Source organism: Nostoc favosum CHAB5714, from assembly GCF_020829495.1.
Classification (GTDB): Bacteria; Cyanobacteriota; Cyanobacteriia; order Cyanobacteriales; family Nostocaceae; genus Nostoc; species Nostoc favosum.
Genome location: NZ_JAIVFQ010000043.1, coordinates 47,314 through 58,466, shown reverse-complemented (window position 1 = coordinate 58,466; position 11,153 = coordinate 47,314). Strand labels below are relative to the sequence as shown.

The following is an 11,153-nucleotide window of genomic DNA, read 5'->3' as shown; positions in this document are numbered from 1 at the left end:
AAAGGAAAGATTTTTCCGTTAGTTTTTAACCTTCGTTGCGATCAAGAGTAATTTAGATGCGTTTGCCCTGCCCTACTCCCTACTCCCCACTCCCCTAACTCTACTGCTGACGATTGGCTCTTTCTTGCTGCTGTTAACTCTGGTTGATTTAAATAACCCCGCGCTACCCCATCACCACCAATATAAAGTTCTCCCGGTACACCCACGGGAACAGGTTGCAGATAGCGGTCTAAAATATAAAGTTGAGTATTAGCAATAGGACGACCGATAGGGATATTATTTGAGGTTGTTGGTGTTTGTGTGGCATCGTAAGTGCAACAACCAACAACTGTTTCTGTCGGCCCATACTCATTAATTAACTTTGTTTGGGGAGAATGGGTTTGCCAAAATTCTAAGTGCTGTTTACTCAAAGCCTCCCCGCCAATAATTAATGCTTGGGGATGCCCGAAGAGGGTTTTTTGGGGCAAAAGCTGTCTGAGAATGCCTAGATGGGCGGGGGTGAGTTTAACGAGACTCAAATTAGTTTGGGAATTGAGGGCGTTACTTAGTGCTTCGATTTCTTCGGCTTCTGGTAATAAAACTAGTGGTTTCCCAACTAGTAAAGGACTGTACAAGCTGGTAATTGTGGCATCAAAACTAATTGAGGATTGTACAGGTACTCCTGTCCCTGCTGTCAGAGGATATGCTCTAATCGCCCAGTTCAAATAATTCGCTAATCCTCGATGGGTGAGCATTGTCCCTTTGGGTGTACCTGTGGAACCGGAGGTGTAAATCACGTATGCCAGGTTGTCGCCCACAACGAGGTTGACGGGATTGTGTTCGGGATTTTGGGCGATAACTGGCCAATCTTTGTCTAAACAAACCACTTGACAAGAATGTGGTAACTGAGCGGCAAATGCATCTGTTGTTAGTAGTATGGCTGGTTGAGCATCCGCCAGCATATACGCCAAGCGATCGCGGGGCAATTTACTATCTAGGGGAATGTATGCTCCAGAAGCTTTGAGGACTGCTAATAGGGCGATAATTAATTCAGGCGATCGCTCTAAATAAATCCCCACTAAAGACTCTGTGGTAATACCTTGCGATCGCAAATAATGTGCTAGTTGATTGGCTTTGCTGTTGAGTTCTGCATAGGTTATTACCTCACTCCCCTTGTATCCAGGAATTACCCCCCTTAATCCCCCAATGTTTTGGGGGGAAACCGGAAAATCTAGTTCCCTGCTGTCACTCTCCCTCCCCAAAGCATTGGGAGGGTTGGGGTGGGGTGAAATAACAGCGACATTTTCCGGTGTCTTTTCTACCTGAGCCTCAAATTGCTGATGCAGCCATTGTTGGGGATAATTAACTTGGGTTTGATTCCATTCTTCTAAGATTTGTCGCCGTTCTTGAGAAGTCAAAATTGGTAATTCCGATAGGCGTTGTTGGGAATTAGTGACAATTGCTGTTAATAAAACCCCCAAATGCTGAATCATTCGGGCGATGGTTTGCTGATGAAATAAATCCGTACAGTACTCCAGCACCATCAACAACCCTTGGGAGCGTTCTACCAAATGGCAAGTCAAATCGAATTTGGTTGAACCTGTTTCTACCCAAGATTGCTGAATTTGTAAATCTGGTAGTAAGTTCAAGGTGGAGTCATTCTGCAACTGATATGCCTCGTTTTGCACCTGAAACATGACTTGCACTAAGGGATTATGACTCAAGTCACGCTCTGGATGTAGCGCTTCTACTACCTTGGCAAAAGGAACATCCTGATGCTTAAAAGCCTCTGCTGCTGTTGTTCGCACCCGTTCCAAGACGGTGTGAAAGCTCGGATTGCCAGATAAATCTGTACGTAAAACTAGAGTGTTGACGAAAAAGCCGATTAGTGGTTCAACTTCTGAACGATTGCGATTGGCGCTTGGTACTCCTAAAACAATCTCATCTTGGCCGCAATAGCGATGCAGCAACACTTTAAATGCTGCTAGCAACAGCATAAATAGAGTTACACCCTGCTGCTGGGCGAGGTGTTTAAGTGATTCCAGAAGCGACAAGGGTAGTAGTTCTGATTGTGTCGCACCGCGAAATTGTTGTAAAGGCGATCGCGGCAAATCTGTCGGTAACTCTAGCATGGGCAAGTCGGCTAACTGTTTTTGCCAGTAGGCCAATTGCGCTTTCATCTCTTCACCCTGAAGCGATTGTCTCTGCCACAGAGCAAAATCTGCATACTGAATCGGTAATTCTGTTAAAGATGGGTTTTGCCTCAAAGCCAGTGCCCGATAGCATTGCGCTAATTCCCGCAGCAAAATTCCCCGTGACCAACCATCAGCGATGATGTGATGTACTGTTAGTAATAGGGTGCTTCGTTGGGGCGCTAGACGAATTAATCTCACCCGCATCAGAGGCGCTATGCTTAAATTGAATGCTTGACTAGCTTCGGCTATGGCTAAACGTTGGGCTTCTTGCTGCTGTTGAGTTGGAGGTAAAGCTTGCAAATCAATAACTGGCAATTTTAGGTTGAATGTTGGTGCAATTTTCTGACAGGGTTTGCCTTCAAAAGAAGCAAAAGCCGTTCTCAAAACCTCTTGTCGCTGTCCAATTATCTGCAAACTCGCCAGCAAAATCGGAATGTCGAGTTTACCTTCTAGCTCCCAGGCGATCGCAATATTGTATGCTGGGTTATTGGGATCAAGCTGGTGCAGAAACCATAGCCTTTCCTGTGCCAGGGAAAGAGGCAATTCTTTCGTAGCCCCACGACGAGGAATAGATAACTTGCTCTTAACTTGCTGGCGTTTGAGTTGCTCAAACAGCGCCCTTTGTTCTGGAGTCAGGGCGGCAATTCGTTGGTTTAGTTGATTATTAATGCTTTCTTGTGAGGGATTCATCTCAGTGTTACCAACTTCTTGCGTTATAGAATTTAGGACTTACGCACTGTACAAATGTATCGTGATGTGAATTAACGATAATACGTTGTTTCAGGCTTTGATTAATTATCCTGCGATGGTCAATAGACCATGCTGTAGGGGCTAAGCAATGCTTAGCCCTTACGAAAAATATGGTTTTTCAACTTATTCATATTTGGCATTTATTGTCAATGCGTAAGTCCTAGAATTATAAATTTGCACACAGATATACACCTGTACTTTCGCCAGTCATATCATGTCCGTATAATTAGTTATTTTCCACAGTCATTGCACCCCACCCCCAGCCCCTAAGAGCTCTTCGGGAGGGGAGACAAAGCGACGATTGTCGGGGTGGGGTTCTTCGGGTTTAATAAGTAATCTAGCGGACATGATATCACTCAAGTGGTAAAAAGTTATATTATGATTATTTAACCAGATTATTGCAAGTTTTTACTAATAAACCTAGTAGTCTAACAATCAAATGTGATATTACTTAAGTACAATAAACAGTTATTAAGCGTATGGTAGCAGATTTAAATCAGTGAAAAGTTACCACGATGGTAATTGATAACTAAATAATTGATAGGATGTTCTCTCAAAGCCGAGTAATCCAGGTGTAAGTTAGATGAAGCGATCGCTAAAAGTTTTGTTGCTAACAAGTTCATTTTTCGTACTATTAACAAATCCTGCCCACAGTCAAGATACATCTCCTGCTAATAACGTCCAAATACTAGTGCAGTCGCCAACACCAGAAATAACCGCAGTTACAGGAGTCAGGGCGAATCGCACAGATCAGGGTGTGGAGATAATTTTACAGACATCTCTTGGGGATAAGCTACAAATCGTTAATCGCAATGCGGGGAATGACTATATTGCAGATGTTCCCAGCGCTCAACTGCGCCTACCAAGCGGTAATGCATTTGCATTCCGCTCGAACAAGCCACTTCCGAGTGTCCCGGAAATCACAGTGACTAACTTTGATGCCAATACTATTCGGATTACAGTCAAAGGTGAGGCGAGTTTACCAAATGTCGAATTGTTTGATAGTCCAGATGAGGGTTTGATTTTTGGCATTGCTGGTGCTGCTTCTTCCACACCGCCGGGAAATTAAATCCAATTCAATATCGATCGCGTTAAAAATGACAACCAAAGGCAATTTGGTATAAGCAACAGATACCTCGAAGTCGTGTTGAGGTACTTAAAAATCGTGTTGAGGTACTTGAAAATCGTGTTGGAGTACTTAAAAATCGTGTTGAGGTACTTAAAAATCGTGTTGAGGTACTTAAAAATCGTGTTGAGGTACTCCAAAATCGTGTTGGAGTACTTCAAACTTTGTCGCACCGCGATCAAGTACACAGGTGCGTAGGCTAGCAAACACCGTAGGCATCGCTTTCAAAATTAAGCATCCTCAATCAAAGACAGCATAAAACTGCCACCACCTTGTAATTCCAGCATCCAGCGATGGAAAGAGCGCAGTGAGGAACGATGCCCAACGCTAATATAAGTGATGTCCGTTTTTTGTAATAACTCATATAGTAAGGTTTGATTGTTCTCATCTAAAGCGCTCGTGGCTTCATCGAGAATCGCGTATTGTGGCGACTGCAACAGCAAACGGGCAAAAGCCAGCCGTTGTTGTTCTCCCACTGATAGTACTCGTCCCCAATCTTCAACTATATCTAATACCGCAGTTCGTTCAACTAAATTAGTTAAGTTTACTTGCTGCAAAACTTGCAAAAGTTCATCCTTTGCCACTACTCTATCAGAATGGGGATAAAGTAACTGCTGTCGCAAACTGCCCAGAACCATGTAGGGACGTTGGGGTAAAAATAAAAGGTGCGATCGCTCCGGATGAGTGATTGTTCCAGAGCCAGCCTCCCATAACCCTGCTAAAGCACGGAGCAAGGAAGTTTTACCAACACCGCTTTTGCCACTAATCAACAGAGATTCCCCAACAGTAAGGGTGAAGGATAAATCCTGTACCAAAACTGTTTGATAATCAGGGGTTTGGAGTGTGACATTCTGAAAGCTCAGACAAGCATCTTCAACCCAGTTGAGAACAGTACACCCCTCACCATCCCTTCCTTTAGGAATTACCCCCCTTAATCCCCCAATGTTTTGGGGGGAAACCGGAAAATCTAGTTCCCTCCCCAATGCATCGGGAGGGTGTCCGATAGGACGGGTGGGGTTTTGTGCGCCATGCATAACTGTTTGCAACTCGTCAAGCCGAGTCACAGCTGCTGCTAAAGCACTTAGTTGCTCAAATTGACTGACAATTAAACCCAAAGCAATCAAAATACTGCGAAACGCAACTCCTGCTTGAGCAGATACACCAATTTCTAACTCACCAGAGAGAATCTGAGGAGCCAGAACCAATGTTGGTAGTAAGAATGTAATGTATTGATAGCTGTTCTGAAATAAATCTAAGCCCAACTGCCAGCGAATTAGGCGAGTAAAGTTACTAAAAACGCGCCCAAATCGCTGCCAAAGCTCTTGAGATTCCACAACTTCCCCTTGGTAGAATGCGATCGCCTCAGCATTATCCCGAATCCGAATCAAGCCATAACGAAAATCTGCTTCCCGTTTAAGTTGCTCCAAGTTAATCCCAACCAAGATCCGTCCAAAAGCGATTGTTGTCACCACCGTGCCAGCGATCGCGTAAATGATTAAAAACATCATCAACGGCTGAGAAATTCTCCACAGGAGTCCAGAGAACCCGATGAGTTGCAAAATTGAATCCGATATAACAAGAGCAAAGTAAAGGCATTGTTGAGTAAAATTTTGAATATCTTCGGCAATTCGTTGATCGGGATTATCAATTTCAGAATAGGCGGTGAGGCGATAAAAATTCTGTTGATAAAAGTATTTATTGAGAAAATAATCTGTTAACCATTGTCTCCAAAATAAATTTAGTTTCCCTTGAATATATACCTTCAGAGAAATAATCGGTACACCGATAAATAACACCCCAAAAAATATAATAACTGCTTGGTAAAAGCGATTTTTATCTGCTGCTGCTAAGGAAGATTCCATTTCTCCTAAAAAAATACTCACTGCAATCAGTAAGCCTGTTCCCAACAGTGATAGGCAAAGCAATAACAATAATAGTGCAACTGCCTTCCATCTCTGTTGTGAAAGCCAGTAAAGTTTCCCAACTCGCCAAAACTGATGTAGGAGGCGATAGTTAAATAATTTATTCCCCAAGTGTTAATGTTCCCGATTGAATATCTACCACTAAGCGTCTGGTTTTTAACCACTGACGACCAAGTAAAATTTCCGTGACTCCTTGTCCTACGTGGACTGGAATATCAAATTCTTGCCGATTAATTTTTACCTTACCAGCATAAATTTTAAAATTTGCTTCCCCTTGTGCAGTTTGCTGTACTCTTGTCTGCAAGTAAATCCAGTCCAGCCCTTGTAAATCTTGCTCGTTAATAGCTAACCAACCAGAAAAACCTGTATCTAACATGACATCAACAACTAACTCTAACTCATTCGCAGTCACAAGCTCTATCTCAAAAAACAAAGCCTCCTGATCACCAAACCAGCCTTGAATCATATCGTTCCCGAAACCCCTGTATCATTAATTCTGAAGAGAAATAATGGTACTGTACCGGGGTGCTTCTGGCGAGCAACTTTCATCGCTACTTCTTCATCTTGGTCAATAAAATAATCTCCACTTTCTGGCTCAACTACCATATACCAGTTGTAATGAGTTTCAATCACTTCTGGTTTAACGCGGTCAAAAATAAGCTGACAACGTTGGTGAAAATTTTCATCTTCTGCTCTCTTTTGCGCTTTGTGTTCTTCTGTCCACTGGATGTGAGGAAAAATTCTTCCCCGGCGTGCTGTTCGACTAGATTGTGCTTCGCTCATGGTTATCACTTTCCAATCAATATCTATTATGTTCCCACATCCAGGGCTATAGGTTAAAATTGAATGGAAGTTTTCAAGGGGATTTTCATGCAACAAGTGACCCTAGCTGAAGCCTCTGAACATCTGGCTCAATTCATTGATGCAGCTCTTAAAGGTGAGGAGATTGTCATTCTCAAAGACAAGCAACCTGTTGTTAAACTCACACCAATAGAGCCAGTCAAACGCCGTCCTGCTAAGGCTGGTAGTGGCAAAGGGTTGATATGGATGTCAGATGATTTTGATGAACCTTTGGAAGATTTTAAAGAATATATGGAATAAGATTCTTGCTGGACACGCATACTTTTATTTGGTTTGTCACCGATAGCCCTAAACTCAGCCTTTCAGCAAAAGCACTAATTGAAGACGAGTACAACGAAAAGTTGTTCAGCACTGCCAGTATTTGGGAAATGGCAATTAAACATAGTCTCGGCAAGTTGAGATTTGATTTACCACTTCAAACATTTGTGAAACAGCAAATCACACAAAACAGTATGGATTTGCTGAGTATCGAATTGGATCATCTTGCGGTTGTTGCCACCATGCCATTGCATCATCGAGATCCATTTGACCGATTGTTGATTGCCCAAGCGATAGTAGAACAAGTACCCATCTTGGGAATGGACTCGGCTTTTGATGCATATTCAATTCAAAGACTTTGGTAGATTTTCCCTTTTTTCATAGTCTTTTGTTGAAAACAATTGCCATTCTTGTTGTTGCCGTAATTCCAACACAAACTGATGATAATTCAGCAATTGGGTGCGATGTCCGACACTGATGTAAGTGATTGGTGTTTCTTGTAACTTTTGGTATAAACTGGCTGCGGTTTCTTCATCAAGAGCGCTTGTCGCTTCGTCAAGAATAGCGTATGTTGGTTCACTCAATAGCAGTCGGGCAAAGGCGAGTCTCTGTTGTTCTCCCAAAGATAACACCCGTGACCAATCAACAAAGGCATCTAGTCCACCGTAACGGCCAGCTAAATCTGGTAGATGAACCTGATGAAGGGTTTGCAGAAGAGTTTCTTTAGCGATCGCTTTTTCTGTATGGGGATAAAGTAACTGTTGGCGGAGAGTTCCCCAAGGCATATAGGGACGTTGCGGAAGAAACAGTATGCGGTCTGGGGCGGGTCTGGCGATCACACCTTCTCCTTCTACCCAAAATCCAGCGATTGCACGCAATAGGGATGTTTTACCTACTCCACTTGCTCCCATAATCAATAATGATTGACCAGGTAATACTGTTATAGATAAATCTTGAATTAGTTTGGTTTGGCGATCGGGAATTTGTAGTGTCAAATGGTTAACGGCAATATACGTCTCTTCGATCAACTGAATTCCCGAATCTGGCTGGAATGATGTGATCTTTTCCATCTTGGTTGTAAGTTCAGTCAGCCGTCTAATTCCTGCTGTCAAGGCACTGAGTTGATCGAACTGGGTAATAATTAGTCCTAGTGCAAATCCCACTCGCTCAAAGGCTGCTTGAGATTGCGTAACAGCCCCCAATTCTAATTCACGAGAAAAAATTCGAGGTGCCAAAATGATAAAGGGCAAAATAAAGGTTAAATATTGATAACCGTTTTGAAAAATATTTAAGTTGAATTGCCAGCGAATCAGACGATTGATATTAGTAAACACGCGCCAAAATCGCTGTTTCATTTGTGCTGATTCCTCTGCTTGTCCTTCATAAAAGGCGATCGCTTCTGCATTGTCTCGAATCCGCACTAAACCATAGCGAAAATCTGCTTCTCGCTTCAGTTGCTCTAAGTTAATTCCAACTAATGCTCGTCCAAAGACTAGTGTTGTGATTAATGTACCAACGACTGCATAGACCAGCAGAGTTATCATCAGAATGGGAGAAATAAACCACAGTAAGCCAATAAAACCAATTAATTGCACCAGGGAATCTAGACACATAACTAATAGGAAAATTAGTCGTTGGGTGACATTTTTAATATCCTCAGCCATGCGCTGATCGGGATTATCAACCTCAGAAAAAGCCTGTAAATGATAAAATGATTGTTTGGTAAAGTATTGATTAATATAGTAAGATGTTAGCCATTTTCGCCAATCTAGGCTAATTTTTCCTTGGATGTAGTTTTTCCCAGAAATAAATATAATATTTACAATTATAATGCTGAAGAAAAAACCAATTGCTTGCTGAAATCGATTGACGTTCTGCTGTGCTAGGGATGAAGTCAATTCTCCTCGTTGTAATGTTTCAAAAATTACGAATGTGCTGCTTCCCAAGGAGAAAGCTATTAGGAGTAGTAACTGGAAAATTACACCCCAACGTAGCTGGTTAAACCAATAAGGTTGAATAATTTGCCGAAATTGCTGCCAGATTTGAAAATTTAGCATTTTTATTTCATATGATGTCCAGTAATTTGCCTATAATTCTCGCGTTATATCATGTCCGCATAAATAGTTACGCTAACCACAGTCATTACACCCCACCCCCAACCCCTCCCCGCAAGCGGGGAGGGGAGACAAAGCATAGCTTTGGCGGGGTGGGGTTCTTCGGGTTTCATAAGTAATCAAGCGGACATGATATTACCCCTCCCCAACCATCCCCAAAGCATCGGCTACGGTGTACACACAAGTGCTGTCCACATACGTTTCAACTTTTTTACCCACATTTTTGTCAGAGTTAAACTGTCACACTTACCGACATCCCGCCCAGAACTAAAGTTCACCGGCTTTTAGCTGAAGTCCACGCTTTGTGGACTAAATTGATTATTCAGTCCACAAAGCGTGGACTTTAGCTATGAGACTCGGAATTCATTCCGAGGCGGGATAGAAACGCAGTGCAAGATTTATTAATAAAGATATGGCTGCGACAAGACTTGTGTGTACACCGTAGCCAAAGCATCGGGGAGGATGCCCGATAGGGCGGGTGGGGTAGTTTTATTATGGGTAATTGAGCGGACTTGAGATCATGCAGAGACAAGAGAGGCGCACAGAGAACGCCAATGAGTGTAGTTTAAGAGTCAGGAGTGAAAATCTATAACCAATTTTTATGCTTTATCTTCTTTCTTAACTGAAAAAGCAGCGATACTAAAATTTTAAAACTAGAGGAATACTGATCGCTCGCGCATTTAATATACTCCTCTGCATATAATTGTCAAAGGTCAACTCTAGACATGGGGAAATTCCCTGCTCAACTTGCACTACTCCATCCTCTACTAGCAGTGCTAGAGGTTGAGTTAGAGGGTAAGTATGAGTAACAGTTACCTCTATTCGTGTCATTTTTCTCAGCCCTAGTGGATGAGACACAAACTGTTTCTGGAAGTTGGGAAAGTTTTTTAATAAAGTTGGTAAGGCGATCGCATCAGGAATGACAAAGCATAGGGGTTCAGTTTGTGTGACTAAATTATCACTGGAAAAACTTAACAGTAGTTCTGTCTTTTGGGGTTGCGATCGCCGAAGTTCATCCTCCTGCAACGAGGATGTAGCGCGATACTGCTGGTGCAGGGCAATGCCAAAGGGAGAGATTTGTGTTTGTTGCCAATGCGATCGCGCCAAAAAGTCTATGCCTGTGCGGACAGCATAGATTTCAGCGGCTACTTCATCCTCAACCCAGATAAATTCTAGATAAAAGTTCTCAAAAAAGAGAATCTGTGAGGCTGTACCTCGTTCTGCCTGCTGCACAGGAGGACTGGCAAACATCAACCCTGCTCGCTCAAAGAACTCAACTTGAGGTGCATCCTCAACACAAATAAAAATGTGGTCAACTTCTAGCAAGGAATTATTTATCGAAATCAGCAACTGAGTTTTCATGTAAAAATTTGCACTGCTAAATGTAAAAATACGTAAATCAAATAATTCAGTTAAAACCCTGACTGTGTAAGCTATTGTGATGATTTTTTTGATACATCTAAATCTAACTTTGCTTTTTCAACTGGCTAAACAGCAAATGTTTTTAGTAATATTTGCTACTAAAATTCAGTACAATATGCAAACTGAAATTTATGTCTGTTTTGTAAAAATTACCAATTTTATTAATCAGACAAGCCTCCTGATAAAGCAAAAACCATGCCAGCATTTTTAACTAAATATTAAAATAACTAGTAATTATTCTCAGTTAACACGTAAATGGGATTTTTTGTCAAGTCCCTAGTTGTCAGCACGGGTATCTTGCTCCGGTGTACACACAAGTCGAATTTCTTTTTACATTTACCCCCCTTAATCCCAGGGCTGTTTCATTCCCTAAAAGGCGCTGATTTACAAGCGTTTCGAGCAAATAAATCAGGTGACTAAAAAATCTGATTGAACAAGAAAATGGCGATCGCACTTAAATTTATCCGTTGAAGTGGTAGCTTTTCGATTACAAAGTCCCCTAAATTTCTCGCTTATACTCTTGACA

General features: G+C 42.1%; 10 protein-coding genes. 3 read left to right on the top strand and 7 right to left on the bottom strand.

What is annotated here, in order from left to right:
- Positions 1 to 41: 41 nt before the first annotated feature.
- Complete coding sequence (locus LC586_RS23545; RefSeq protein WP_229487081.1) at positions 42 to 2,864, bottom strand: non-ribosomal peptide synthetase; 2,823 nt, start codon at positions 2,862 to 2,864, stop codon at positions 42 to 44.
- Positions 2,865 to 3,507: 643 nt separating this feature from the next.
- Between LC586_RS23545 and LC586_RS23540 the strand changes: the two genes are divergently transcribed.
- Positions 3,508 to 3,993, top strand: coding sequence for an AMIN domain-containing protein (locus tag LC586_RS23540; RefSeq protein ID WP_438822928.1), 486 nt, complete (start codon positions 3,508 to 3,510; stop codon positions 3,991 to 3,993).
- Here the strand turns inward: LC586_RS23540 and LC586_RS23535 are convergent.
- The 4 genes from LC586_RS23535 to LC586_RS23520 are packed head-to-tail and all read right to left on the bottom strand — an operon-like array spanning position 3,990 to position 6,755.
- The gene (locus LC586_RS23535; RefSeq protein WP_229487080.1) at positions 3,990 to 4,238 is read right to left on the bottom strand and encodes a hypothetical protein; all 249 of its coding nucleotides are present in this window, start codon (positions 4,236 to 4,238) and stop codon (positions 3,990 to 3,992) included. The genes LC586_RS23540 and LC586_RS23535 overlap by 4 nt on opposite strands.
- A 42-nt stretch (positions 4,239 to 4,280) precedes the next feature.
- Complete coding sequence (locus tag LC586_RS23530; RefSeq protein WP_229487079.1) at positions 4,281 to 6,083, bottom strand: ABC transporter ATP-binding protein/permease; 1,803 nt, start codon at positions 6,081 to 6,083, stop codon at positions 4,281 to 4,283.
- The gene (locus tag LC586_RS23525) at positions 6,073 to 6,438 is read right to left on the bottom strand and encodes an aspartyl protease (RefSeq protein ID WP_229487078.1); all 366 of its coding nucleotides are present in this window, start codon (positions 6,436 to 6,438) and stop codon (positions 6,073 to 6,075) included. Before LC586_RS23525 ends, LC586_RS23530 begins: the two co-directional genes overlap by 11 nt.
- Positions 6,435 to 6,755 carry a hypothetical protein gene (locus tag LC586_RS23520; protein ID WP_229487077.1) on the bottom strand — a complete coding sequence of 107 codons (321 nt, stop codon included), beginning with the start codon at positions 6,753 to 6,755 and terminating at the stop codon, positions 6,435 to 6,437. The genes LC586_RS23525 and LC586_RS23520 overlap by 4 nt, the downstream gene beginning before the upstream one ends.
- Positions 6,756 to 6,842: 87 nt before the next feature.
- Here LC586_RS23520 and LC586_RS23515 point away from each other — a divergent pair, with 87 nt between their 5' ends.
- Positions 6,843 to 7,073 carry a type II toxin-antitoxin system Phd/YefM family antitoxin gene (locus LC586_RS23515; RefSeq protein ID WP_229454164.1) on the top strand — a complete coding sequence of 77 codons (231 nt, stop codon included), beginning with the start codon at positions 6,843 to 6,845 and terminating at the stop codon, positions 7,071 to 7,073.
- Between the two features lie 5 nt (positions 7,074 to 7,078).
- Complete coding sequence (locus tag LC586_RS23510; RefSeq protein ID WP_233715667.1) at positions 7,079 to 7,456, top strand: type II toxin-antitoxin system VapC family toxin; 378 nt, start codon at positions 7,079 to 7,081, stop codon at positions 7,454 to 7,456.
- Here LC586_RS23510 and LC586_RS23505 read toward each other — a convergent pair.
- Together LC586_RS23505 and LC586_RS23500 are read right to left on the bottom strand one after the other, a co-directional pair.
- Complete coding sequence (locus LC586_RS23505) at positions 7,436 to 9,148, bottom strand: ABC transporter ATP-binding protein/permease (RefSeq protein WP_229487076.1); 1,713 nt, start codon at positions 9,146 to 9,148, stop codon at positions 7,436 to 7,438. The genes LC586_RS23510 and LC586_RS23505 overlap by 21 nt on opposite strands.
- 696 nt (positions 9,149 to 9,844) lie before the next feature.
- Positions 9,845 to 10,567 carry a VOC family protein gene (locus tag LC586_RS23500; protein WP_229487075.1) on the bottom strand — a complete coding sequence of 241 codons (723 nt, stop codon included), beginning with the start codon at positions 10,565 to 10,567 and terminating at the stop codon, positions 9,845 to 9,847.
- Between the last annotated feature and the right edge of the window lie 586 nt (positions 10,568 to 11,153).

Excerpts from the sequence above, each read along its gene's own strand:
- LC586_RS23540 (WP_438822928.1), top strand. The coding sequence starts at position 3,508 with ATGAAGCGATCGCTAAAAGTTTTGTTGCTAACAAGTTCATTTTTCGTA.
- LC586_RS23545 (WP_229487081.1), bottom strand. The coding sequence starts at position 2,864 with ATGAATCCCTCACAAGAAAGCATTAATAATCAACTAAACCAACGAATT.
- LC586_RS23500 (WP_229487075.1), bottom strand. The coding sequence starts at position 10,567 with ATGAAAACTCAGTTGCTGATTTCGATAAATAATTCCTTGCTAGAAGTT.
- LC586_RS23515 (WP_229454164.1), top strand. The coding sequence starts at position 6,843 with ATGCAACAAGTGACCCTAGCTGAAGCCTCTGAACATCTGGCTCAATTC.
- LC586_RS23505 (WP_229487076.1), bottom strand. The coding sequence starts at position 9,148 with ATGCTAAATTTTCAAATCTGGCAGCAATTTCGGCAAATTATTCAACCT.
- LC586_RS23525 (WP_229487078.1), bottom strand. The coding sequence starts at position 6,438 with ATGATTCAAGGCTGGTTTGGTGATCAGGAGGCTTTGTTTTTTGAGATA.
- LC586_RS23520 (WP_229487077.1), bottom strand. The coding sequence starts at position 6,755 with ATGAGCGAAGCACAATCTAGTCGAACAGCACGCCGGGGAAGAATTTTT.